The sequence below is a fragment of the Streptomyces sp. NBC_00483 genome (assembly GCF_036013745.1).
In the GTDB taxonomy this organism is placed as follows: domain Bacteria; phylum Actinomycetota; class Actinomycetes; order Streptomycetales; family Streptomycetaceae; genus Streptomyces.
Genome location: NZ_CP107880.1, coordinates 7,304,465 through 7,328,886, shown reverse-complemented (window position 1 = coordinate 7,328,886; position 24,422 = coordinate 7,304,465). Strand labels below are relative to the sequence as shown.

Below are 24,422 nucleotides of genomic sequence, written 5' to 3'. Positions count from 1 at the left end.
GCGGGAAACTCTGAATGATGGTTCACTGCTTGCATGGCCTACCGCAAGACCCCCGCCGAAATCCGCCGGCTCGAAGCAGCGCGCGAACACCTCGTCGCGTGCGCCACCTCCGTCGTCGCCGAAGTGGGCTGGGCGCAGGCCTCCGTGACGGCGGTCGCCGACGCCGCCGGGATCGCGGCGGGCTCGGTCTACCAGCACTTTCCGTCGAAGGCGGCGCTCGCGGTCGAAGTGTTCCGTCGGGCCGCGGCGCGGGAGGTGACCGTGGTCGGCGAGGTGCTCCAGGGGGACGGCGACCCGGTGCTGCGGCTGCGGCGCGGGGTGGAGGTGTTCGCCCGGCGCGCGCTGGAGAACCGCGGCCTCGCCCACGCCCTGCTCGTCGCCCCCGCCGACCCCAAGGTCGGCGCCGAGCGCATCGACTACCGGCGCCGCTACCACACCCTGTTCGCCGAAGTCGTGCACGAGGGCATGGCGGCGGGCCTGCTGCCGAAGCAGAACGGCGGGATCACCGCGGCCGCGCTCACCGGCGCGATCGGCGAGGTGCTCGCCGACCCGCTCGCCGCCCACGACGAGGCCGCAGGCGGCGAGTTGATCGCCGAACTCACCGCGATGGCGCTGCGCTGCGCGGGCGCACCGACCGCCGCCTGACCCGCTCCCCCACCCCGCTCACGTCGAAGGAGCCCCTCATGCAGTCGAACCCCTCGCAGACGCACGAAGTGACCAACCAGGCCCCGCCGTTGACCGGACACGACGCCGCCGACGACGCGGTCCTCCTGGAGGGCGTACGTCGCGAGGGCGCCGAGTGGCACATCGACGAGCTGCACCGCTTCGGCCGCTACGTGGGCAGCGAGGAGGCCCGCCTCTGGGCCGACCAGGCCAACCGGCACGAGCCCGAGCTGCGCACGCACGACCGCTACGGCAACCGTGTCGACGAGGTCGACTTCCACCCCTCGTACCACTCACTGATGCGCGCGACGGTGGCCGCGGGCGCGGCGGGCTCCGCGTGGGCGGACGAACGACCGGGCGCGCACGTGGCCCGCGCGGGCACCTTCATGCTCGCCACGATGCTGGAGCAGGGCCACATGTGCCCGGTCTCCATGACGTACGCGGTGGTGCCCGCGCTGCGCCGCGCGCCCGAACTCGCCAAGGTCTACGAGCCGTTGCTCACGAGCACCGTGTACGAGCCCGGGCTCCGGGCCCCCTCCGAAAAGCGCGGCCTGCTCGCCGGGATGGGCATGACGGAGAAGCAGGGCGGCACGGATGTGCGCGCGAACACGACGGCCGCGGTCGAGCAGGCGGACGGCACGTGGCGCCTGCGCGGCCACAAGTGGTTCACGTCGGCGCCGATGAACGACGTGTTCCTGGTCCTTGCACAAGCCCCCGGTGGTCTGTCCTGCTTCCTGGTCCCCCGCGTCCTGCCCGACGGCAGCCGCAATACGTTCCGCATCCAGCGCCTGAAGGACAAGCTCGGCAACCGGTCGAACGCGTCCAGCGAGCCGGAGTTCGACGACACGGTGGCCTGGCTCGTCGGGGACGAGGGCAAGGGCGTGCGCACCATCATCGACATGGTGACGATGACGCGGCTCGACTGCGTCCTCGGCTCCGCGGCGCACGTGCGCGAGTCGCTGGCGCAGGCGGCGCACCACAGCCGCCACCGTTCGGTGTTCGGCGCGAAGTTGATCGACCAGCCGTTGATGCGGAACGTCCTCGCGGACCTGGCCCTGGAGTCGGAGGCGGCGACGACGCTCGGGCTGCGGCTCGCGGGCGCCGCGGACCGCGCCCAGCGCGGGGACTCGGGTGAGCGGGCGTTCCTTCGTCTGGCCACGGCGGTGGGCAAGTACTGGGTGTGCAAGCGGCAGCCGGTGGCGGTCGCGGAGGCCCTGGAATGCCTGGGTGGCAACGGTTATGACGAGGCGTCAGGCATGCCGCGCCTCTACCGCGAGGCCCCGCTCAACGGGATCTGGGAGGGCTCCGGCAACGTCAACGCACTCGACATGCTGCGGGCGTTGACCCGCGAGCCGGAGTCCCTGGAGGCGTTCCGGGCGGAGGTCGAGGCGGCGTCCGGCGCGGATGCCCGCCTGGACACCGCGTGGCGTGAACTCCAGGCGGAACTGGCCTCGCCCGAGGACGCGCAGCTCCGCGCCCGCCGCCTCATCGAGCGGGCGGCGCTCGTCCTCCAGGCGTCCCTCCTGGTCCGGCATGCGCCGGCCGCGGTCGCCGACACCTTCTGCGCGACCCGCCTGGCCGGCGACCGCGGCCTGGCCTTCGGCACGCTGCCGCCTGCGGCGGACTTCGGGGGGATTCTGGGGCGGTTGCCAGCGTAGGGGTATACGGGGGCGGTTTCGGCGGGTGCCGGGTGCCGGGCACGGAGGCGTTGCTGGGGCGGCTGCCGGCTTGAGGGGTGGACTGTGACGTGGACCTACGACGAGGTCGTGGCCTGACGTCACAGTTCCGCTCTCGGGCCTGGCCTGGGCCCCGCCCAGCCCCCTCACCCCGCCCCCTTCACCTCACACGTCACGCCCCCCGCCGCACACCAATGCGTGCGCCCGCCCACGAGGTGGAGTTCCAGGTCCGCGTCGGACATGCCGTGGCGGTCGAGCGCGGCGCGCAGGGCCGTGGGGGCCGGCTGCGGCGGGAGCCCGAGGACGCCGACCACCACCACGCCCTGCCGCACCTCCACGGAGGAGATGTCCCAGTTCCGGCCGGCCGCCCACTCCTCCGCGACCGGCCGCGCGTCCGCCGCGAGGTTCCGGTCCCGCCACACCGACGCCGTCCCCGTGGTGAGCGGCACCGCGATCAGCAGCAGGACCCCGACCACCGCCACCAACGTACGACCGTGGAACTCCCCCACGTACCGCTCGGACTCCCGGGCCGCGCCCCGGATCCCGTACACGAGGAAGACCACGGTCCCGGTCGCCACGATCGCGGCGACGTTCGTGGCGAACAGCAGCCCCGACTCGAACGCGTCGTGGAACCGGCCCACCGTGATCAGCAGCCCCGTCACGGCCAGCGGCGGCACCAGCGAGATGGCGATCGCGACGCCCGGCAGCGTGTCGGAGATGTCCGCGCGGACCAGCGCGAACGCGCCCACCGTGCCCGTGGCGAGCGCGGCCAGCAGGTCGATGAGGCGGGGGCTGATCCTCGACGACACCTGCGAGTTCGACGCGAAGTCGTCGGGCGGCGCCGCGATCCACCCCAGCAGCATCCCGATCGCCACCACCGCGAGCGCCCCGCCGAGTACGAGCAGCACGCACCGCACGACCTGCGAACGGTCCGCGAGGACCAGAGCGAGCGCGCTGCCGAGGATCGGCGTCATCAGCGGGGCGACGATCATCGCGCCGATGACCGTGGCCGTCGAGTCGCCCACCACACCGGCGGCCGCGATCACCGAGGCGAGGACCAGCAGCCCCCAGAATCGCGTGGAGCTGGGGCTTTTCAGGGATCGCTCGATGAACAGGGTGTCCGTCATGCGCCGGACAGTGGCCGCGTCGACCCGCCCCATCACCTTCATGACCGGCACTCCCTCAGACCGCGGATGGCGCGGGCGGATTCCCCGCCGCGTCCGGCCCGCCCCCGTCTCCGTCGCCCTCCGCCGCAAGGAACTCCACGACGGCCAGCAGGAACAGCAGGCACAGCGCGATCCCGACGACCACCCAGCCGGTCGGGTACGACCACAGCAGGTAGACGAGGAGCGCGCCCACGACCAGGATCCACCCGATCCAGGTCCGGTGGTGACGCACAAACGGGCCGACCGGCCCCGTGCGGAACCCGGCCCGGTCCGCGGTGAGCCGCGCGCCGTCGATGCCGGAGATCCACAGCCCGCGCACCAGGCGGGCCCGTTTGCCGCGCCCGGTGAGCCACGCGGCGAGCGCGACGACGACGCCGAGTGCGACGACCATCCGGACCATGGTGAAGAGGAAGTGCGTCATGGTGTCGTAGACCGCGGCCGCCGCGTCCTGCGACACACTCGCGGGCAGCCGGTCGAGGTAGATCACGCGGAAGACGCGCAGCCCGATGCCGAGCAGACCGCAACTCACCGCGACCGCGAGCGCGGTGGCGACGGTCGCCCTGCGGCGGCGTACGGAGAGCAGCACGCCACCGGCGACGAGGACGAGGGCGAGGACCGGCAGCCAGTTGCCCATCACCTGGAGCAGCCGCAGGTACGTCTTGACCTTGCCGATGTTGTCGTTCGTGACGAGCGTGTAGTCGGTGTGGACCTCGGGGATCTTCCCGGCGACGGTGAGGCCGGAGTCGACGAGGCGCTGCTTGACCTGCTCGACGACCGGGCCGAGGTCGAGGGTGACGGTGTCGCCGCCCTCCAGCTTGACCGCCCCGCCGCCGCTGCCGGTCAGCGCCTTGTCGAGGGCGCTGTGGGCCTTGCGGTTGGTCTGCTTCCAGATGTTCTCGAAGGCGTCGGAGGCGACGACCCCCTGCGCCTTGTCCTGGACGAAGCTGCGGACCGCGTCTTCGAGTGAGTCACCCAGCTTGCCCAGCGACTTCTCGACCAGCGGCCGGTCGTCGGTGGGTACCTCGGAGAGCAGGGACTTCAGGTCGATCCGCTGCATGATCGCGTTCGTGGCGCGGTTCGCGACGGCCTTCTGGATGTCGGGATCCGAGGCGAGCGGGCCGACGGTGTCGACGTAGCGGTCGGTGTCGCCCACTTGATCGGCCGCCCAGGACGCGACGATGCCGAGCGGCGCGAGGATGCAGCCGATCACGATGAGCACGACGGCGAGGAACGACCGCCCCCGGTGGCGCCGGCCACTGCCTCGCACACTCCCGCGCTCGGCCTCCAACTCGGCCACCCGGCCCCGCAGCCGCGCGAGTTCGGCCTGCTCGGCAGGCCCCATGGGCGCCGTCTCCTCCGCCACCGTTGCCTCCTTTTCGGCGCGCCCCCGACGCGCTGATGTGAATGCCAGGGGAACCGCTGCGCCGCCGACGGGCGAGACGGACGGGGCCGGACGAGTGACGGGCCGATGCCGATGAATTCGCGGCGTGTCCACGCCCCGTGTCCGGCCGAAATGCGGGCGCCGGAAAGGCGGGTGATACTGCACCGAACATCCGCCGCGCCGGAGAGAGGGAATCATGGACGACTATCCCCTGCTCGACCTCTTCCTCACCATGCTGTTCCTGTTTCTCTGGGTCATGTGGCTGTTCCTGCTGTTCAGGATCGTCATGGACGTCTTCCGCGACGACTCGCTGACCGGCTGGAGCAAGGCCGGCTGGCTCCTTCTCTGCATTGTGCTGCCGTATATCGGCGTGCTGATCTACGTGATCGCGCGCGGCAACGGAATGGGCCGACGCGACGCCGATCGGGCCAAGCAGGCCGAATCCAGGTTCCAGGACTACATCCGCAGGACGGCGACGGAATCCGGCGGCGGAACCGAGGAATTGGCCCGGCTCGCCGAGCTCCACAAGTCCGGCGCACTCACCGACGAGGAATTCGAGAAGGCGAAGGCAAAACTTCTCGCCTGAACCCCACCGTCATCGGAAAACCCACCGGAAACCCGACCGGAAAGCCAACCGGAAAGCCTCATCGTGGAACCACAGAAATCGCCCTACGGACAGCCCTACGGACAGTACGAGCAGTATCAGCAGTACGGGCAGCCCTATGGACAGCCCGAACCGGCGTACGCACCCGAACCGCAGCCCCGGCTCGACGCGGGAAAGCTGTGGGCGGGCGGAGTGATGACCGCGGTGATCGCCGCCCTCACCGCGGTGGTCGCCCTGCTCCTCGTACGCGGTGTCCTCGACATCCCGGTGTTCGCCCCGGCGGGCGACGGCCTGATGAACATCGCCACCACGGGCACCCTGGCGATGGGCGCGGCCGTGACCGCGCTGCTCGCGACCGCGCTGCTCAACCTGCTGATCGTGGCGACCCCGCGCCCCGGCAGCTTCTTCTCCTGGATCATCGGCCTCGCGACCGCGGTCATGGTGCTGCTGCCGTTCACCACGAGCCTGACCTGGGAGGCGAAGTTCGGCACAGCGGGCGTGTACCTGGTCATCGGAATCGCCATCGGGTCACTGCTCTCGGCGGTGGGCCGAGGCGCGATCCGCCGCGTCTGACCCGGTTTGCACCCGTCCGGTTTCCGCCATGTCGGAAGGCCGCCACCGGACGGTGCTGTGCGCGGCGGGCGGCGCCCGCTAGACCCTCTGCATGAGATCCATATCCAGACGCCGTTCACTGCCGACGGCCACCGCGCTCACCATGGCGCTCATCGGGTGGATGGCGGTGGCCGCTCCGGCATCCGACGCCTCGGACGCGGCCACCGCCGCACCCCGCGGCCGGGCCCACGACATCACGCTGGTCACCGGCGACGTCGTGCACTACACCGATCTGCCGGGCCGTCAGGACGTCGTGACCGTCGACCCTGCCGACGAGAACGGCCGCGGGGTGCAGGTCCGTACCCAGGGCGACGACACGTACGTCGTGCCGGTCGAGGCGATGCCACTGCTGGCCGCCGGGAAGCTGGACCCGCGCCTCTTCGACGTCACGCAACTGGTCGCGATGGGCTACGACGACGCCCGCACCGGCGGCGTACCGCTGATCGCGTCGGCGCCCGCGACGTCCCGCTCCGCCCGTCCCCCGGCCGCCCCCAAGGGCGCCGAGCCCGTCCGCACGCTCGCGTCGATCGACGCGACGGCGCTGCGCGCGGACAAGGACGAGGCCCGCATGTTTTGGAAGGACATCGCCCCGGGGAAGGCGCCGAAGTCCCTCGACGGCGGCATCGGCAAGCTGTGGCTCGACGGCAGGGTGGAGGCCTCGCTCGCCGACGAGACCGCGCAGATCAAGGCGACCGACGCCTGGCGGAAGGGCTTCGACGGCAAGGACGTGAAGGTCGCGGTGCTCGACACGGGCGCCGACCTCGACCACCCGGACCTGGTGGGCCAGGTCGAGGAGTCCAAGAGCTTCGTCGCCGGCCAGGACGTCGACGACGGCAACGGCCACGGCACGCACACCGCCTCCACCATCGCCGGAACGGGCGCCGCGTCCGACGGTAAGGAGAAGGGCGCGGCCCCCGGCGCCCGTCTCCTCGTCGGCAAGGTGCTGAGCAACGCGGGCACAGGACAGGACTCCGACTCGATCGCCGGCATGGAGTGGGCGAAGGCGCAGGGCGCCGACGTCGTCTCGATGAGCCTCGGCTCCCCCGACGGCTCGGACGGCGAGGATCCGATGTCGCAGGCGGTGAACGCGCTGTCCGCGGACGGCGGTCCGCTGTACGTGATCGCCGCGGGCAACGCCTACGACCCCGGCACCATCGGCACCCCCGGCGCCGCCGCGTCCGCGCTGACCGTCGGCGCGGTCGACGGGGGCGACGAGCGCGCCTCCTTCTCCAGCCAGGGCCCGCTGACCGGCACGCACTCCCTCAAGCCCGACGTCTCCGCGCCCGGCGTGGACGTCACCGCCGCCGCCTCGCAGTCGGTGCCGGGCTGGACCAGTGGCCCGTACCGGACGATGAGCGGCACGTCGATGGCGACGCCGCTGGTGGCGGGCGCCGCCGCGATCCTGAAGCAGCGTCACCCCGACTGGAGCGGCGAGCGCGTCAAGGACGCGCTGATGTCGACGTCGGACAAGACCGGCGAGTCTCCGTACGAGGTCGGCTCCGGGCGCGTCGACGCGGCCGCCGCCGTGGACGCCACGATCGGGGCGACCGGCTCCGTCGCGGCGGCCACCTACGACTGGCCGAACGCCGACGCGAAGGCGACCACGCGCACGGTCACCTACCGCAACGACGGTGACGCGGACGTGTCGCTCGCCCTCTCCCTGGACACGGACGACGACGCGTACGCCCTGTCGGCGTCGAAGCTGTCCGTCCCCGCACACGGCACCGCCGAGGTGACGCTGAGCCTCGACCCGTCGAAGGTCCCGGCGGGCACCACGTTCTCCGGTCATGTCCTGGCCACCCCCTCCGCCTCGGACACCGTGGTCGCCCGGACCGCCTTCGCCCTCTTCAAGGAGGCGGAGATGTACGACTACACGGTCAAGGTGACGGGCCGCGACGGCAAGCCGCTCGCGGACACCGTCGCGCTGTACTCCACCGCCGAGAAGGACCCCGAGTACATCAACGTGGACGCCGACGGCGAGGCGACGCTGCGGCTCCCTCCGGGTCGCTACACCGCCTCCTCGTACGTGGACGTGCCCGGCGGCAGCGACGGTTCGCTCGGCGAGGCGCTGCTGATCTCCGACGAGGTGACACTCGGCGCCGCCCACCCGAAGGGGACGGCCGCACTCGACGCGAGGAAGGCACGCAAGGCGTACGCGGTACCGGAGCGGGAGAGCGAGACGGTCCAGACGGTCTTCAACGTCCAACGCACGTACGGTAGTTCGTCGGAGCACGGCTGGTCCTCCTCCGTGCTGCTGGCCGGCAAGTACGACTCGCTGTACCTCACGCCGACGAAGAAGGTGGCCGACGGGACGCTGAAGGCGTTCGCCCACTGGCGGATGCGGGAGAAGGCCTTCGACGCCGAGACCGGCACCGGCCGCGACATCACGCTGACCGCCCAGCCGAAGACCGCGTTCCGCGACGGGGTGCGCGCCCTGAAGACCGTGTACGCCGGTCGGGGCGCGGCGGCCGACTACGTGGACCTGGACGCCAAGGGCAAGGCCGTGCTCGTCGACCGCGACGACGCCGTCACCGCGAGCGCGCGGGCCCAGGCGGCCGCGGACGCCGGCGCCGCCATGCTGATCGTCGTCAACGACGCCCCCGGCCGCCTCTTCCAGTCCTACTCGGGCGCCGCCGGCCTCTCCGTCGCGTCCGTGGAGCAGGGTGACGGCGCCCGCCTCATCGCCGAGGCGAAGCCCGGCCGCGGCACGCTGAAGGTGCGGGCGAAGGAGTACCCGGACTACACGTACGACCTGGCGAAGACCTTCGACGGCGGCATCCCGGACACATCACTGGCCTATGCACCGAAGAACCGCGACCTGGCCCGCGTCGACAACAGCATCTACGCGCAGCCAGGCACGCTCGGCACCGGCGGGCGCTACTTCGTCCCGTCGTGGAGCCCGGCGCTCGGCGGCGACACGTACGACAAGTTCGGCCGCACCACCACCGAGTACGTCTCCGGGGGCACGGGTGCCACCGGGTCCTGGTTCGAGCAGCACACCGGACTCGGCGCGGCCGCGGGCTACTTCGAGAGAGGGCAGACGTCGTCCTACACCGCGGGGAAGCGCTACGACACCGGCTGGTTCAAGCCGGTGCAGGCGCCCCGCTTCGGCGGCACGTACACCGCGTACCAGAACAGCAGCGATCTCTTCCAGTGGAACACCGCGATCTGGTCGGGCTCCGAGGACGGCCACACCGGTGCCGGTGGCGGCGCCAAGCAGACCACGCTCTACCGCGGCGACACCCAAGTGGCCGGGTTCAACGCCCAGTCGGGCCGGGCGGCGAACATGACGGCGGGCTCGTACAAGCTGGTGGCGACCGGACAGCGGGACACCGCCGCCTGGACGACGTCCACGAAGACGGCGACCACGTGGGGCTTCGACTACAAGCCGCTGCCGTCGGGCACGGGCCGCGCCGACCTGCCGCTGCTGAACCTCTCCTACGAGGTCGACACCGATCTGCGGGGCGGCGCCAGGGCGGGCAAGCGCCTCGGACTGGGGCTGCGCTCGGCCGCGTACACCGGTGGCGTCAGCGCCTCCTCGGCGACGCTCCAGGTGTCGTACGACGGCGGGGCGAGCTGGCGGGACGCGTCGCTGAAGCGGTCCGGTGACGGGCACTGGACGACCGTCCTGAGCACGCCGCGCGACGCCGGTTCGGTGTCGCTGCGGGCCACGGCGAAGGCGCCCGGCGGGCTGACGGTCGAGCAGGAGGTGACACGGGCGGTCACTCTCAACTAGCCCGATCACCTTCAACCAGCCTGATTTCAGACCCAGTTGTGCTGGTGCGCGTACCAGCCCAGTTGCAGCCGTGTCGTCGCCTCCGCGCGCACCATCAGCGCCTGGAGGCGGCGCTGCAACGTCCTTACGGACATGCCGAGTTGACCTGCGACCGCAGTGTCCGTGAACCCGGCGAGCAGCAGCCGGAGAATGTGCGCGTCCAGGGGGTCGAGCGCGTCACCGCCGACGTCCGGCTCCTGGTAGGGCCGGCCGCGCTGCCACACCTGCTCGAACAACTCCCTTGCCACATGGGCGAGTCCGCCGCGCAGCACGACCGCCGGGTCCACGGGCGCGCCCCGCCCGTGCAGCGGCAGCATCGCCACGGCGCCGTCGCACAGGATCAGCTTGTACGGGACCTCGGCGACGGTGCGCACCTGCACGCCGTCGGCGAGGGACTGCGCGACGTGCTGGGCGGCGTCCGGCTCCTTGAGGAAGCCCTGGTCGATGACGGCCCGCACCCGCACGTTGCGGCCGATGGCGGTCACCTCCTCGCTGTCGGCGGGGGTGACGGCGGCGGGTTCGCCCGCCGAGAGGATGTCGATGGTGTCGCGGGCGGAGAGCTGGAGCTGGAGATAGCGGGTGCGGATCGCCTCGGCGCCCTCGACGATCTCGACGAGTTCGCGCTGCGCGCGGTCCGCGGTCGCCGTGCGGTACGTCTCCGCCAGCCGCGCGACCGCCAGCTCCGCACGCTGCAACCGCTCGCGCTGGAGGGCGAGTTCGGCGCCGAGGGCGACGGCCGGCGGCGCCGCCGCGTAGCGGGCTCCGTCGCCCGCGCGCACCACGAGCCCGCGCCCCACCAGCGGATCCAAGGCCGCACGCACCCGCGCGTCGGGCAGCCCCGCCGCCGCCACGATCCGCTCGTACGGGGCCGTGGGCAGCGCGATCAGCGCCTGGTACACGGCTTCCTCGTCCGCCGTGAGTCCGAGCTCCTCCAGCCCCACCGCCGCTCTCCCGCCCCTTTGGTCCGCCGACTGCCTGACGGGAAGTCTCGCAGGCGGGCGCGAACTCCACCGTGGGCGGACCCACAGAAAATGCCTGGCCGCGGCGGGGCGGACCGCGTTACCTTCGAGGGCATGGACGTCATGGACCGCAGCACCACCACCGCGACCGCGCGAGCGACCAGCTCGCCGGTTGCCGCCGCCTGACGTACCCACCTCTTCCCACCGGCGACCGGAAACGGCCGCCGGTACTTTTTTGCCCCACCGCGCTCCGTCCGGCCGCTTCCGGTGCCTCCCGCCCGCATCACGCGAAGGAGTCACCCCATGCGCACCGACGACGTCATCCGCACGTTCACCGAGTTCTACGAGGACCGCGGCCACCGCCGGATCACCGGCTCGACCCTGCTGCCGCCGCCCGGCGACCCGGTCCTGTTCACCACCTCCGGGATGCACCCGCTCACCCCGTACCTGGAGGGCCGCCCCCATCCGCTGGGCCGACGGCTCGTCAACGTACAGCGGTGTCTGCGGACCACGGACCTGGAGGAGGTCGGCGACCCCACGCATCTGACGGTCTTCGAGATGCTCGGCACGTGGTCGCTCGGCGACTACGAGGGGCCGCAGAGCCTGGAGTGGGGATACGAGTTGCTCACCGAGGGCTTCGGCATCGATCCGCGGATGCTGTACGTGACCGTGTTCGGCGGCGACGAGCAGACAGGGCCCGACACCGGTTCGCGGGAGGTGTGGGAGCGGCGCGGGTTGCCGATCGAGGAGACCGTCGAGGACAACTGGTGGGACAACGGGCCGACCGGGCCGTGCGGTCCCGACTCGGAGATCTTCCTGTGGACCGGGGACACCCCGCCGGAGTCGACGCCGACCAAGGACGAGCGCTGGGTGGAGGTGTGGAACCACGTGACGATGCGTTACCGGCGCCTGGACGACGGCTCGTTGGTGCCGCTCCCCCAGCGCAACGTCGACACGGGCCTCGGCCTGGAGCGGCTTTCCACGCTGTTGCAGGGCAGGACGTCCGTCTTCGAGTGCGATGTCTTCGATCCGTGGCGGCGGTTGCTGCCGGGCCTGTGGCCGCTGGACGAGCCGTCGTTCCGGGTGGTCGGCGACCATCTGCGCTCGTCCGTCGTGGTCGTCGGCGACGGGGTGCGGCCGTCGAACACCGGGCGCGGATACGTGCTGCGCCGGCTGATCCGCAGGGTGCTGACCGTGCTGCGCCGCGAGGATCCGACCCGCACGCTCGGGGACCTGCCGGTCGAGCTGATCCGGCACACCCTGGACCACTTCCGCCAGGACGTCGACCCGTCGTACGTCCGCCAGGTACTGCTCGACGAGGAGCTGCGCTTCGACCGGCTCCTGGAGCGCGGCAGGAAGGTGCTGTCACGGCCGCGATTCTCGGGCCCGCTGAGCGAGGAGGACCTGCACTATCTGCACGACACCCACGGGCTGCCGCGCGAGCTGGTGCTGAACCTGCGGGAGCGGTAGCGCCCCAGGGGCTGTCGGCCAGACCGGCAGCCCCTTCCAGACCGGCAGCTGCCTCTAGACCGGCAGCCCCTTCGGCTCCTTGATGCGCTTCATGATGATCTGCGAGTTCACCTCGGTGACCCCGTCGAGCGCGGTGAGCTCCTCGATCCACAGGCGTTCGTACGCGGCGAGGTCGGCGACCGCGATGCGCAGCAGGCAGCCGGGGCTGCCGAAGAGGCGGTAGGCCTCGATGACGTCGGGGATGTCCTGGAGCGCGTGCTCGAAGGCCTCGACGGAGGCCCGGTCGCGACGCACCTCGATGGAGACGAGGACCTCGAAGCCGCGGCCGACGGCGTCCGGGTCGACGATCGCGCGGTAGCCCTGGATGACGCCGTCCTTCTCCAGCTGCCGCACGCGGCGCATGCACGGGGACGGGCTGAGGCCGACGCGGGCGGCCAGGTCCTGATTGCTCAGGCGGCCGTCCTCCTGGAGCTCGCGCAAGATATGCAGGTCGATCCGGTCCATGGCGCAATCATGCACCACGCTTTGCGCGATCATCGGCCAGGATTCGCAATCCGATTGCGCAGATCACGATTTATCCTTGCTGTAGATCGAACATACGCTCCCCACGCGCGCGAGCGCCCACTACGCGAGCGCCGACTATTCGCGAGGCAGGTCACATGGCACGCATCACCCTCATCAGCACCGGCGGCACCATCGCGAGCCGCTGGCAGGGCACCGGCTACGCCGCCGACGCCGGCGGGGACACGGTGCTCGCGTCGGCCGCGCTGCCGGAGGGGGTCGAGGTGGACGTCGTCGACCTGTTCAACGTGAACAGCTCGCGGATGACGACGGAGCTCCAGCTGACGCTGCTGCGCACGGTGCGCGAGGTGCTCGCCGACCCGTCCGTCGACGGCATCGTGGTCACGCACGGCACGGACACCCTGGAGGAGTCCGCGTTCCTGCTCGACCTGCACCACGACGACCCGCGCCCGGTCGTCTTCACCGGCGCCCAGAAGCCGCTCGGCCAGGCCGAGGGCGACGGGCCCGGGAACATGTACGACGCGCTCCAGCTCGCCGCGAACGTGCGTGACCTGGGCGTACTCGTCGCCTTCGACGGAAAGGTGCACGCCGCTCGCGGCACCGTGAAGACGCAGACCCTCGCGGCCGACGCCTTCGCCGACCCGTCGGCAGGCCCGCTCGGCCGGCTCGGTTTCGGCCGCGTAGACCTGCGCCACAAGCCGAGCCGCCCGGCCCCGCTGCCGCAGCCGGGGGCCGGAACGGAGATACCGCGCGTCGACATCGTCATGCACCACAGCGACGCCGACGCCACGCTCTTCGAGGCGGCCGTCGCCGCGGGCGCGCGCGGCATCGTGCTGGTGGCCACGGGCGCGGGGAACGCGACGCCGGAGCTGGTCGACGCGGTGTCCTCAGCTGTACGCCGCGGAGTCCTCGTCGCCGTGTCTACGCGCGTATCCGCGGGCCCGCTCGCCGAGATCTACACGGGCGGCGGCGCCGTCGACCTGGTCGCCGCGGGCGCCGTGCTCAGCGGCACGCTGCGCGCGGGCCAGACCCGAATCGCCGTCCTGGCCGCGCTCCTCGCGGACGTCTCCCCCGCCGCCCGGCCCGACCTGCTCGGCCGCCTGATCGACGCGCCGGGCGCACTGCCCGCCGGCACCGAGGCGTCCGGCGAGCAGGCGGCCGCGTAACAGGATCAGAGAGCGGGACTCAGAACTCCACGGCCTCTTCGTTGGGCGCGAGGCTGTCCATGAACGAGCTGACCGAGAACACGGCCCGGCCCGCGCCCGCCGGACCGTAGCCGGGAGGCGACGACAGGCCGTACTCGTCCATGGTCGAGCGGTAGGCGTCGAGCAGCCGGATGTGGTACTCCAGCGGCGCGCCGTCCGGGTTCTCCTTGCCGAGCGGCGTCGTCGGCTCGGGGCACCACGTGGTGAAGCGCGGCGTGATGCCGTTCGACATGAAGAAGCGCAGGCCCTCGGTGGTGGAGGCGATGGCCTCGTCGACGGTCTTGAAGCCGAACGGCTCGGCCATCTCGACGCCCGCCACGAAGTTCGGGATCACGTTGCGCGCGCCGAAGACCTCGCGCGAGTCGAGGATCCGCTTGTGCCACTCGTCGCGGCCGACGTAGCGCTCCTTGCCGGGGCAGTACATCTTGAACAGGTACTCGTCCCACACCTCGAAGTTGGGGTGGTAGATCTGCACGCCGTAGTCCTTGAAGCGCTGCACATCGTCCTTGGGCAGCGCCTGGGCGACGACCTTGCCGATCCAGCGGCCCGGGAAGTACTCCTCGATGGCCTTGGCGTACCGCCCGTAGAAGTCCGCCTCGTCCAGGCCCTGGACCTTCGACGTGATCGCGCCGCCGGTGAGCGTGTACGCGGTCGACGCCTTCGCGGTGTCGTACTTGTCGATGATCTCGAGGGCCTCGAGGACCTCGTCCACGTCCTTCACGCCCGTGTACGGGCGGCCGGCCGCCTTGTGCTGGCGCCAGTTGTGGTTGATGTCGCAGTACTGGCACTCCTCCTTGGCGCCGAAGTACTGGCAGACCCGGAACGCGGTCAGGTAGATCAGGTAGCCCCACTGGATCGTGGGCGCCACCTCCATGACCGACTTCCCGTTGGAGAGCTTGTGCCGGTAGTACTCCGGCATCGGCGGCACGCCCACGTCGGAGATGCGCTTGCCGTCGAGGTAGAGGCCGAGCATGCCGTCCTCGTTCGCGGCGACGCGGTACGGGGACTTCGGGTTCACGCGGACCGAGACGACCGTGCGGCGCAGGTCGTAGGGGCCGCCCGTGAGGACGATCTCCTCCGGCGGGCGGCGCAGCGCGGCCTCGCCCAGCTCGGGCAGCGTGCCGTGGTCGAAGGAGAAGATGAAGTACGACTTCGGCTTGACCTCGCCGTCCTCGTTGTCACTCAGCGCCGACGCGTCGAAGGCGACGCCGCCGCGCAGCAGGTCCTCCTTGAAGACCGCTTCCTTCGGAACGTGCGGGAAGCGCTCCATCAGGTCCTCTACCAGCGCCGTTCGGCTCTGCATCCCGTTACTCCTCGACCCTCTGCTGTTCTACGGTTCGACCCTTCACGGTACGCCCCGGCCGCCGGTCAGCCCTGCCGGGTCCCCGCTCGGGCCACCACATGGGCGGGCGCGGTGATGCCGATGGGCAGCAGCGGATCGGCCGTGGGAGCGCCCCAGCGGGCGTTCAGCGGCAGGGTTCCGGCCCAGAGACCGAGCTCCGCGTCGGCCGATTCGCCGTCGTCGGGCGCGCCGGACCGGATCTTCACGGACGCCTCTTCGAGGGAGAGCGCGAGGAGCGTGGTGGCGGCCAGCTCCTTGCGGTTCGGCTGCCGCGCGTACGTCCACTGGCCGGGGGTCGCGTGCTCGGTGAGGCGCCGCAGGCCCTCCAGCTTCTCTGCCTCGTCGGTGATCGTGCGCGGCACGCCGTGCACCATGGCGCTGCGGTAGTTCACACCGTGCTCGAAGACGGAGCGGGCGAGGACGAGACCGTCGACGTGGGTCACCGTCACGCACACCGCCGCGTCCGGGTCGGCCGCGAGGCTGCGGCTGGCCACCGACCCGTGCACGTACAGCCACCGCTCGTCACGCCCGTAGACGGTCGGTACGACGACGGGGGCGCCGTCGACCATGACACCGAGATGGCAGACGAAGCCCGCGTCGAGGATCGCCTCCAGATCGGCGCGGTCGGTACTGCCCTGTTCCCGCAGCCGCCGGTGCGTGGTCCGCTCGGTCTGCGGCAGGGTGCGGGAGTCGTCGGTGTACGTCATGCGCAGGAACGCTACTCCCGTGGGGGCGGCGGTCGTTCATCGGTACCCGTCGGGTTGCGGACGCGGGGCTCCGCCCCGGACCCCGCCTGCTCAATCGCCGCAGGGGCTTGAATGCCGTGGTCCAATTCTCGGCAATCCGCACTCGAGAAAGGCATCCCGTGCCTGCAATCACCAACTGGGCCCGCAACATCACCTTCGCCGCCGACCGGCTGCACCGTCCGGCCACCGTCGACGAGTTGCGTGCCGCCGTCACCAAGAGCGGGCACATACGGGTGCTCGGCAGCGGCCATTCGTTCAACCGGATCGCCGACGTGGACGCGGAGCGCGACGGCGCGCTCGTGTCGCTCGGCGCGCTGCCGAGCCGCATCGACGTCGACACCGCGGAGCGCACCGTCCGGGTCGGCGGCGGTGTGCGCTACGCCGAACTGGCCGCCGAACTGCACGCGCACGGGCTGGCGCTGCCCAATATGGCCTCGCTGCCGCACATCTCCGTCGCCGGTTCGGTGGCCACCGGCACGCACGGATCGGGCAACGGAAACCGGTCGCTGGCCGAGGCCGTACGGGCCGTGGAGATCCTGACCGGGGACGGGGAGCTGGTCACGCTCGCGCGCGGTGACGCCGGTTTCGAGGGGGCGGTCGTCTCGCTGGGCGCACTTGGTGTGGTGCTGTCGTTGACGCTGGACGTGGAGCCGTCCTTCGATGTCGCGCAGCACGTGTTCCGCGAACTCCCCTTCCAGGGGCTGGACTTCGAGGCCGTGTCGGCCGCCGCATACAGCGTGAGTCTGTTCACCGACTGGCGCGGTCCGCGCTTCGACCAGGTGTGGGTGAAGCGGCGGATGCCGGACGCGCTGGACTTCCCGTGGGCCGAGGCCGCCGCCCTGGCGCAGCACCCGGTGCCGGGGATGTCCGCCGTGCACTGCACCGAGCAGTTCGGGGTGCCGGGGCCCTGGCACGAGCGACTGCCGCACTTCCGGGCCGAGTTCACGCCCAGCAACGGAGACGAGCTGCAGTCGGAGTATCTGCTGCCGCGCGAGCACGCCGTCGCCGCGCTCGCCGCCCTCGACGCGGTGCGCGACCGGATCGCCCCCGTGGTCCAGGTCTGCGAAGTGCGCACGGTCGCCGCCGACACGCAGTGGCTGAGCCCTGCGTACGGCCGGGACACGGTCGCGTTCCACTTCACGTGGGTGGCGGACACGGAGCGGGTTCTTCCGGTCGTCTCGCTGGTGGAGGACCGGCTGCGGGAGTTCGCGCCGCGTCCGCACTGGGGGAAGGTGTTCACGGCCGATCCGGCGCGCGTCGCCGCCCGGTATCCGCATGCGGCGGACTTCGTGGCGCTGGCCGAACGGCTGGATCCGCAGGGGAAGTTCAGCAATGCGTTCGTGCGGACCGTGCTTCAGAGTGTTTGAGGAGGGGCTTCTAGAGGACTTTTGAAAGCCCTTTCTCCAACCCCTTGTCGAAGTCCGTCGGGCGCTCCTAGCCTGACGGTATGAAGCGCACGTCCCGCGACATACGGACGGCGAACCGGTACGAGGTGCTGCGCCGCTGCCTCGACCGGTCCGCCGTCTCCCGGCAGGAGTTGGCCGCAGAGACGGGCCTCAGCTCGGCGACCGTCGCCACGCTCGTCGGGGAGCTGCTCGACCTGGGGATCCTGGTCACGGGCGGCTTCGTGGACTCGGCGGGCGGGCGGCCGCGCGGCCTCGTCTCCGTCGACGCGGGCCACGGTTCGCTCGTCGGCGTGGACGTCGCGGAGACGTATGTGCACGCCGAGCTGTTCGACCTGAACCTGCGAGTCGTCGCCCGCGCCGACCGCCAACTGCGGCCCGGTGCGCACGAACCCGGGCACGTGGTCGCCGTGATCGCGGACGCGGTCCGGGCGGTGCTCGACGCCAACACCGGCGGGCCCGTGCTCGGCGCGGGCGTCTGCATGCCGGGGCTCGTCGACCGGCAGGGCGGCATCAGCGTGTACGCCCCCAACTGGGGGTGGCGGGAAGCGGTGCCGCTGCGTGAACTCCTCGCCCAACACCTCGACGTACCCCTGTACTTGGACAATCCGCTGCGTGCGTCCACCGTCGCCGAGTTGTGGTTCGGCGCGGCGCGCGGGCGGGACGACGCGGTCGTCGTCAATCTCGGCACGGGTGTCGGTGCGGGGCTCGCGCTCGGCGGGGCGCTGCATCGGGGTGTCACCAACAGTGCCGGCGAGTGGGGGCACACCACGCTCGTGCTCGACGGGCGGCCGTGCCACTGCGGTGACCGGGGGTGTGTGGAGGCGTATGCGGGGGCGCCGGGCATCATGCGCAACTTGCGGGAGCTGTACCCCAGTTCGGCACTTCTGCACCCCGACGACCAGACCGCCACGATCGAGGCGATCGGGCGGGCCGCGGCGGAGGGGTCGGTGCAGGCGCTCGATGTGGTGCGGGAGACCGCGCGGTATCTCGGCGCGGCGGTCGCCGATCTCGTCAACCTGCTCAATCCCGAGGTCGTCGTGCTCAGCAGCTGGGTCGCCAGTGCGTTGGGCGGTCCCCTGGTGAGCGAGGTTCGGGGGGCGGTGGAGCGGCATTCGTTGGCGGGGCCGTTCGCCGCGGCGGAGATTGTCCTTTCGCCCGTCCCTACGGATCCGGTGAGTCTGGGTGCGGCGACGTTTGCGTTGGAGGGCGTGTTGAGCGGCACCGCACCCGTTCCTCACCCACATACGGCTTGATTGATTGCCGAATTTGATCTCGACGTAAGGAGCTCCATGCCCACGTCCACGTCCACCTCAATCGCCTACGTAACCGACCCCTCCCCCGGCCACGGCGCCTTGCCGCCTCGCGCCTGGTACGCCGAGTCGTCAGCCAACTCACTCTCGCTCAACGGGACTTGGAGTTTCCGGCTGGCGGCGCGGGCCGACGCTCACGACGACTCCTTCGCCTCCCCTGGGTACGACGCCGGCAGCTGGAGTGGCGTCTCCGTGCCCGGGCACTGGGTGATGCAGGGGGACGGGGCGTTCGGGGCGCCGGCCTATACGAACGTCCTCTATCCGTTCCCCGTCGACCCGCCGCGCGTTCCCGACGAGAACCCGACCGGGGATCACCTGCGCGTCTTCGACCTGCCCGGCGACTGGCCCGGTGACGGCTCGGCCGTGGTCCGCTTCGACGGGGTGGAGTCCTGCGCGAAGGTGTGGCTGAACGGCACGGAGCTCGGCGAGTTCAAGGGGAGCCGGCTGCCGCACGAGTTCGAGGTCGGCCACCTCCTCGCCCCCACCGGCAACGTGCTCGCGGTCCGCGTGCACCAGTGGTCCGCGGGCTCCTACCTGGAGGACCAGGACCAGTGGTGGCTGCCCGGCATCTTCCGCGACGTGACGCTCCTGCACCGCCCCGTCGGCGGCGCCCGGGACTTCTTCACGCACGCCTCGTACGACCACACCACCGGCCTCGGCACGCTCCGCGTCGACAGTGACGTGGAGGGGCGGATCACCGTGCCTGAGCTGGGTGTTGACGCGGCCACCGGGGAGTCGGTGACCGTCGCCGTCGAGCCGTGGACGGCCGAGACGCCGCGCCTGTACGACGGCGAGCTCGCGACGGCCGGTGAGCGGGTGCCGCTGCGCATCGGCTTCCGTACCGTGGAGCTGTCGGACGGCCTCATCAAGGTCAACGGCACGCCGATCCTCTTCAAGGGCGTCAACCGGCACGAGTGGCACCCGGAGCACGGCCGCGCGCTCGACCTCGAAACCATGCGCCGCGACGTCGAGTTGCTGAAGTCCCACAACATCAACGCCGTCCGCACCTCCCACTATCCGCCGCACCCCGCCTTCCTCTCCCTCTGCGACGAGTACGGGCTGTGGGTCATCGACGAGTGCGACCTGGAGACCCACGGCTTCTGCGAACAGGGCTGGCGCGACAACCCGGTCGACGACGAGCGCTGGACCCCCGCACTGCTCGACCGGGCGGCCCGCATGGTCGAGCGCGACAAGAACCATCCGTCCATCGTTCTGTGGTCCCTCGGCAACGAGGCGGGCACCGGGCGCGGGCTCACCGCCATGGCCGAGTGGATCCACGCGCGCGACCCCGAGCGCCTCGTGCACTACGAGGGCGACATCAACTGCCGTGACACCGACGTCTATTCGCGCATGTACGCCGATCACGCAGAGGTCGAGCGGATCGGCCAGGGGATCGACGGCGGCCCGGAGAGGCGGCGCGCCCTCCCCTTCATCCAGTGCGAGTACGCGCACGCCATGGGCAACGGTCCCGGCGGACTCGCCGACTACCAACGGCTGTTCGAGAAGTACGACCGGCTTCAGGGCGCGTTCGTCTGGGAGTGGATCGACCACGGGGTCGCCGACGAGCGCCACGGGTACGCGTACGGCGGCGACTTCGGCGAGGAGCTGCACGACGGCAACTTCGTGTGCGACGGGCTGCTGTTCCCGGACCGGACGCCGTCGCCGGGGCTCATCGAGTTCAAGAAGGTGATCGAGCCCGTACGGATCACCGTCGACGGGGACGCCGGAGCCGTACGCGTCACCAACCGCTACGACTTCCGCGACCTGTCCCACCTCGCCTTCGACTGGACGTACGAGGTGGAGGGCGAGGCCGTGGAGCGCGGCACGCTCACCGTGCCGCCGCTCACCCCCGGCGAGTCCACGGACGTGAAGCTGTCGGCGCCCGCGGCGGGTGACGCGTCCGGGTACTGGACGATCCGGGCCATGGGCGCCGACTGCGAGGAAGTGGCGTGGGGACAGAGCGCCCCGACGACGCCAAAGTCCGTTGTCAGTACGGTAGTTGGCGAGCGTCCGAGCACCGCCGGGGACGTGCTCACGCTCGGCCCGGCCACCTTCGACGCCCGCACAGGCGACCTGCGCACCATCGGCGACGTGGCGCTCGCCTCCGCTCCCCGCCTCGACGTGTGGCGTGCCCCCACGGACAACGACGACGGCGCGAGCTGGCAGAACGACGAGCGGCTCGGCCTGTTGTGGCGACAGTTCGGCCTGCACCGCGTGCAACACCGCGTGGACGGCGTGGAGTTGGACGGGAGCGCGTTGACCGTGCACACGCGGGTCGGGCCGGCCAGCCGTGACATCGGGCTGCGCGCGAGCTACCGCTGGACGGCCGACGAGCGGCGGCTGCGGCTGACCGTGTCCGTCATCCCGGAGGGCGACTGGCGGATCCCGCTGCCCCGGCTCGGCGTCCGACTCGGGCTCCCCGTAGGGGACTTGGGCGTGCGCTGGTTCGGCGGCGGGCCCGGCGAGGCGTACCCGGACACGCGCGAGGCGGCGCGGCTCGGCCGCTGGGAGTCGGACGTCGACGCCCTGCACACCCCGTACGTACGACCGCAGGAGAACGGGGCGCGGATCGACGTCCGTTGGGCCGAGCTCGGCGGCCTGCGCATCGAGGGCGAGCCCGCCTACGCCCTCACGGCCCGCCGCTGGACGACGCAGCAGCTCGACGCGGCCACGCACCGCACGGACCTGACGCCCGGCGACACGCTGTGGGTGCATCTCGACCACGCGCAGCAGGGCATCGGCACGCAGTCGTGCGGACCCGGCGTGCTCCCGCAGTACCGGCTGACGCCGAGGCCGGCGGAATTCGGCTTCGTCTTCAGCACGTTGACGTAGCCCCCTCACGCCCGTGTCGGCCGGGGCGGCGGTCCCATCGCTGCCCCGGCCGACCTGACGACCGCCCTAGGGGCAGGGGCGTAGCGGCCGTCGTGTACGGAAGTCGCCGCCGGGGGCGGGAAGGTTGCCGCCAGATTCCCGCGCTCTGCTCAGAGTCTCACCGCGAAGGATCAGGGTTTCACCGCGTCAGAGTCTCACCGCGAAGGAGTAGAGCCGCGTCGTCTGCGCCTTGTTGCGGTTGTCGTCCGAGACGAGGAGCAGGTGTCTGCGGCCCTTGTACGGTCCGTTCTTGATGGAGTCGCCGAGGGTCATGCCCTCCACGTTGTCCAGGAGCTCGTTCGACTGGGGGTTCCCGGCGCCGCTCACCTCGCCGGGGCTGCCTTCGGGGCAACGGGCCAGGTCGAAGAGGGCGCGGCCCGCGATGAAGACGTCGGCGGGCGCCCTGTAGAGCTGCTTCTTGTCGGTCACGTCCTGGGCCTCGGCCAGCGAGAGGTCCTTGACGTGCACCGAGTTCCCGAGCCCGGCCACGTACTGCCGTTCCAGGGCGAGCAGCCGGGTGTCGGAGACCGCCACGAGGTCGGCGAGGCCGAGGCCCTCGTCGCCGCGGTAGGCGAACTGGGCGTCGGGTTCGAAGGTGCCGTCGGTGCGCCGCTCGTAGCGCTGGATGCGCATGAGGTTGCGGCCGCGTTCGTCGCCGTCCCCGGCGAGCGGGGCCTCCACCGCCACGAACAGGTACTTGTCGCTCGGCGACAGCGCCATGGCCTCGATGGTGCGGCCCGCCGTCGCGGCGCCCTTCGGGTAGATCTCGAAGACCTCGGGGATCGGCAGCGGTTCCCCCTTCTGGCGGCCCGTGCGCAGGTCGAACCGGCGGATGGTGGGTTCGGTCTCGCCCGCCACGAGCGCCGTGCCGCCGTCCTTCTCCACGGCGACGGCCTCGGCGTCGAACCAGCCGCTCAGCGGGCCGCCCCCGGCCGCGCGCAGGGTGCGCGCCCGCTGGGCCACCGGTGCCAGCGCGTCGGGCGAGCCGAACCTGATCGGGAAGATCCGCACGGCGTCGTTGTCGGCCACCGCGTACGCCAGCCTCGACTCGTCCGGCGCGTACGCGAGTCCGGACAGCCCCGCCACCGGCTCGTTGTCGACCTCCGTCTTGTCGAGCGCGTCGGAGTGGTCGAGCAGGGCCGCACGCGCGGAGCAGGGGCCGCGCGCCTCTTTGTGGGGCTTGGGAGGCGGTTCGTCCAGCCGGTCCTGGAGGTAGGGGATGCCGAATCCTGCGGTGAGACCGAGCACCAGGCCGATCGCGATGCCGATGGCGAGGCGGCCCCGCTTCGGCGGCGGCACCGGCGCCGGGGGCGGGGCCTGGACGGGGCGGCGGGCGGCGTTGCGGACGAAGGCGTACTCCCCCAGCCCGTTCTCGTCCGTGCACAGCGGGGCCGCCGCGTCGCTGCGGTCCTGCTCGGCCACCCACTCCTCGACGCGCGTCCGCACCCGCTGGTAGATGTCCTTCAGGGTGACCGTCTCGCCCGCGCCGGGGTCCGGGTCGCCCTGTTCGAGCACGTCGACGAGGGCGCCGGTGAAGACCGAGCAGCGGTCCGGGTCGGGCGCGTGCGAGGCGCGGTTGTGCGGCGAAGAGGCCATCAGGTAGAGGCCCTTGAGGTCGCGGACGGAGCGCGCAGCGAGGTCGGCGCCGCTCTCTCCCCCGGACATCCGGCTGTCCCTGGCCCACTGGGCGCTGTAGCAGCAGTCCAGGATGAGCACGGTCCGGGGAGCGGGCGACCGGTTGATGGCCTTGCGTACGTACATGGTGTCGACGCAGGTCTCCGGCTGGCCCCGCTCCGTGCCGGGCAGCGTCAGGAACAGCCGGTTGTCCTCGCCCTCGCGCACGCCGTGGCCCGCGTAGTAGACGATGAGCGTGTCCTCGGCGGCGAGCCGGCCCGCGACCTCGATCGCCACGGTCACGTCGCGGGCCGCGACGGGATTGGGCAGGACCTGGACGCGCTCGTCGGGGAAGCCGCCGATGTCCGGGTCGGTCAGCACGTCCCGCAGTCGCCGCAGGTTGTGCTCGACGCTGTCGAGGCGCTCCATCGTGTCGTGCCGGTAGTCGTTGACCCCGATCAGCAGGCAGGCCGACTTCTCCGGGTCGATGCGCCGCGCACCGACGCGCTGCGGGTCCCCGCGTTGCGGGCCGATGCGCTGCGGCTCTGCGCTCCCCGGGTCCGCGCGGCGCGCCCCGTTTCTCGCGGGGCCCTCGGCCTGCGTCATCGGGAGGCTCCGCCGTCACGGTCACTCTCGCCATCGCGGTCGCTGTCGCCGTCACGGTCGCCATCTCTCAGGCCGGCATCGTGCAGCAGCCCGCGGATCCGGTCGACGTCCTCGCCCCGCACGACGAACGTGATCTCCCCGTCGTGGCCGCGGCTGCGCCACCAGGCGCGCACGCTGTGCGTCACGTCGATCGCCAGGGACGCCGCACCGCAGGCGACGCCGACCCATTCGAGTACGTCGCCCATCGCGCCGGGCCGGTCCGCGTACGCGCTCTCGACGCGCGCTCCCGCGGAGCGCAGCTCGTCGTCGTCCTCCAGCCAGTCCCGGAGCGACGCGAGTTCCTTGGCGCCCTCTCCGCCCTCTCCCCCTGTGTCCCCCACGCCCTGCGGTACCGAGAACCTGATCTCCACGCTTCCCCCTGTTCGCGTGCCCTCCGCCCGCGCCACGAAGACGCTTCCACAATTCCCCTACTGCGTAAGGGAATCGCGGAGAAG

General features: G+C 71.6%; 18 protein-coding genes. 10 read left to right on the top strand and 8 right to left on the bottom strand.

All coding sequences use genetic code 11. The features are described from left to right. The first annotated feature begins 33 nt into the window (after positions 1 to 33). Together OHA73_RS32855 and OHA73_RS32850 are read left to right on the top strand one after the other, a co-directional pair. Entirely contained in the window at positions 34 to 645 is a 612-nt protein-coding gene (locus OHA73_RS32855) for a TetR/AcrR family transcriptional regulator (protein ID WP_327656844.1), read from the top strand. Positions 646 to 683: 38 nt separating this feature from the next. Next, positions 684 to 2,321, top strand: a complete 1,638-nt coding sequence (locus OHA73_RS32850; RefSeq protein WP_327656843.1) for an acyl-CoA dehydrogenase family protein — start codon at positions 684 to 686, stop codon at positions 2,319 to 2,321. A gap of 164 nt (positions 2,322 to 2,485) precedes the next feature. Here OHA73_RS32850 and OHA73_RS32845 read toward each other — a convergent pair whose 3' ends face one another. Both OHA73_RS32845 and OHA73_RS32840 read right to left on the bottom strand, forming a co-directional pair. Further along, positions 2,486 to 3,508, bottom strand: a complete 1,023-nt coding sequence (locus OHA73_RS32845) for a TIGR00341 family protein (RefSeq protein WP_327656842.1) — start codon at positions 3,506 to 3,508, stop codon at positions 2,486 to 2,488. A 13-nt stretch (positions 3,509 to 3,521) separates the two neighbouring features. Then, positions 3,522 to 4,847 (bottom strand): hypothetical protein, encoded by a 1,326-nt coding sequence (locus OHA73_RS32840; RefSeq protein WP_267072751.1) that lies wholly within the window; start codon positions 4,845 to 4,847, stop codon positions 3,522 to 3,524. 235 nt (positions 4,848 to 5,082) lie between these two features. Between OHA73_RS32840 and OHA73_RS32835 the strand changes: the two genes are divergently transcribed. From OHA73_RS32835 to OHA73_RS32825, 3 genes are all read left to right on the top strand, one after another. Beyond that, positions 5,083 to 5,472, top strand: coding sequence for an SHOCT domain-containing protein (locus tag OHA73_RS32835; RefSeq protein WP_266715198.1), 390 nt, complete (start codon positions 5,083 to 5,085; stop codon positions 5,470 to 5,472). 63 nt (positions 5,473 to 5,535) lie between these two features. Further along, positions 5,536 to 6,063, top strand: a complete 528-nt coding sequence (locus OHA73_RS32830; RefSeq protein ID WP_266715197.1) for a DUF6069 family protein — start codon at positions 5,536 to 5,538, stop codon at positions 6,061 to 6,063. A 91-nt stretch (positions 6,064 to 6,154) separates the two neighbouring features. Beyond that, positions 6,155 to 9,838, top strand: coding sequence for a S8 family serine peptidase (locus tag OHA73_RS32825; protein WP_327656841.1), 3,684 nt, complete (start codon positions 6,155 to 6,157; stop codon positions 9,836 to 9,838). Between the two features lie 26 nt (positions 9,839 to 9,864). Here OHA73_RS32825 and OHA73_RS32820 read toward each other — a convergent pair whose 3' ends face one another. Continuing rightward, a complete protein-coding gene (locus tag OHA73_RS32820) occupies positions 9,865 to 10,818 on the bottom strand; it encodes a helix-turn-helix domain-containing protein (RefSeq protein ID WP_327656840.1) in 954 nt (317 codons plus the stop codon). A gap of 321 nt (positions 10,819 to 11,139) precedes the next feature. Between OHA73_RS32820 and OHA73_RS32815 the strand changes: the two genes are divergently transcribed. Then, on the top strand, positions 11,140 to 12,306 hold the full coding sequence (locus OHA73_RS32815; RefSeq protein WP_327656839.1) for an alanine--tRNA ligase-related protein: 1,167 nt from the start codon (positions 11,140 to 11,142) through the stop codon (positions 12,304 to 12,306). Between the two features lie 54 nt (positions 12,307 to 12,360). Here the strand turns inward: OHA73_RS32815 and OHA73_RS32810 are convergent, their stop codons facing one another. Then, the gene (locus OHA73_RS32810) at positions 12,361 to 12,810 is read right to left on the bottom strand and encodes an Lrp/AsnC family transcriptional regulator (protein ID WP_327656838.1); all 450 of its coding nucleotides are present in this window, start codon (positions 12,808 to 12,810) and stop codon (positions 12,361 to 12,363) included. A 155-nt stretch (positions 12,811 to 12,965) separates the two neighbouring features. Here OHA73_RS32810 and OHA73_RS32805 point away from each other — a divergent pair, with 155 nt between their 5' ends. Then, a complete protein-coding gene (locus OHA73_RS32805) occupies positions 12,966 to 13,994 on the top strand; it encodes an asparaginase (RefSeq protein ID WP_266715193.1) in 1,029 nt (342 codons plus the stop codon). Positions 13,995 to 14,013: 19 nt separating this feature from the next. Here OHA73_RS32805 and OHA73_RS32800 read toward each other — a convergent pair whose 3' ends face one another. Next, positions 14,014 to 15,336 carry a radical SAM protein gene (locus OHA73_RS32800; RefSeq protein WP_266715192.1) on the bottom strand — a complete coding sequence of 441 codons (1,323 nt, stop codon included), beginning with the start codon at positions 15,334 to 15,336 and terminating at the stop codon, positions 14,014 to 14,016. 65 nt (positions 15,337 to 15,401) lie between these two features. After that, positions 15,402 to 16,082, bottom strand: coding sequence for a pyridoxamine 5'-phosphate oxidase family protein (locus OHA73_RS32795; protein ID WP_266715191.1), 681 nt, complete (start codon positions 16,080 to 16,082; stop codon positions 15,402 to 15,404). A 158-nt stretch (positions 16,083 to 16,240) separates the two neighbouring features. On the opposite strand from OHA73_RS32795, the gene OHA73_RS32790 reads away from it, so the two are divergent. The 3 genes from OHA73_RS32790 (at position 16,241) to OHA73_RS32780 (ending at position 21,669) form a co-directional block, all read left to right on the top strand. Continuing rightward, positions 16,241 to 17,488: an FAD-binding protein gene (locus OHA73_RS32790; protein ID WP_327656837.1), complete on the top strand. Its 1,248-nt coding sequence runs from the start codon at positions 16,241 to 16,243 to the stop codon at positions 17,486 to 17,488. Between the two features lie 80 nt (positions 17,489 to 17,568). Further along, positions 17,569 to 18,780 (top strand): ROK family protein, encoded by a 1,212-nt coding sequence (locus tag OHA73_RS32785; RefSeq protein WP_327656836.1) that lies wholly within the window; start codon positions 17,569 to 17,571, stop codon positions 18,778 to 18,780. A gap of 36 nt (positions 18,781 to 18,816) precedes the next feature. Continuing rightward, positions 18,817 to 21,669 (top strand): glycoside hydrolase family 2 TIM barrel-domain containing protein, encoded by a 2,853-nt coding sequence (locus OHA73_RS32780; RefSeq protein WP_327656835.1) that lies wholly within the window; start codon positions 18,817 to 18,819, stop codon positions 21,667 to 21,669. A gap of 186 nt (positions 21,670 to 21,855) precedes the next feature. Here OHA73_RS32780 and OHA73_RS32775 read toward each other — a convergent pair whose 3' ends face one another. Both OHA73_RS32775 and OHA73_RS32770 read right to left on the bottom strand, forming a co-directional pair. Further along, a complete protein-coding gene (locus OHA73_RS32775; RefSeq protein ID WP_327656834.1) occupies positions 21,856 to 23,928 on the bottom strand; it encodes a caspase, EACC1-associated type in 2,073 nt (690 codons plus the stop codon). After that, positions 23,925 to 24,338, bottom strand: coding sequence for an effector-associated constant component EACC1 (locus OHA73_RS32770; RefSeq protein WP_327656833.1), 414 nt, complete (start codon positions 24,336 to 24,338; stop codon positions 23,925 to 23,927). Before OHA73_RS32770 ends, OHA73_RS32775 begins: the two co-directional genes overlap by 4 nt. Positions 24,339 to 24,422: the final 84 nt, after the last annotated feature.